The 475-nt window shown below is 70.5% G+C and carries 1 pseudogene; it reads right to left on the minus strand.

Annotated elements, in window-relative coordinates:
- A pseudogene (locus IH13_RS0133605) lies at positions 1 to 475 on the minus strand (esterase); the annotation flags it as partial.

Here is a 475-nt window from a genome sequence, read left to right on the forward strand (position 1 = left end):
CGGCGAGACCGGCCGGCGCGGGCAGCCTCTCGCCGCCCTCGCCCGGGTCGGTGCCGCCGCCGTCCTGGTCCAGGCCCCAGAACCTGGCCGTGTGGTAGCTGGAGCAGACGGTGTCGAGGAAGTACGCCGCGGCCTTACCGCACTGCTCGGCGCCCGAGCCCGGGTCGACGGCGAGGCCGTGTCCCATGCCGCTGATCTGGTACAGCTGTACGGCGGGCTTGCCGGAGGCGTCGTCGTAACTGGTCAGCGTCGTGTTACCGGGGAGCGTCGCGGTGCTGGACGGGGTCTGGGAGATCCCCCAGACATCGGTCCACTGATCGCGCAGCTCGGTGGCGTTGACCGGGTAGACCGTGTAGTCCGAGGTGCCCTGCCAGATCGCGACGCGCGGCCAGGGCCCCGCGTAACCGGGGTACTGCGCACGGACCTTGGCGCCCCACTGGGACGGGGAGAGGTTGAGCTGTCTCTTATACACATC

Origin of the sequence: Streptomyces sp. NRRL WC-3549 (assembly GCF_000721935.1) — a bacterium.
GTDB lineage: Bacteria > Actinomycetota > Actinomycetes > Streptomycetales > Streptomycetaceae > Streptomyces.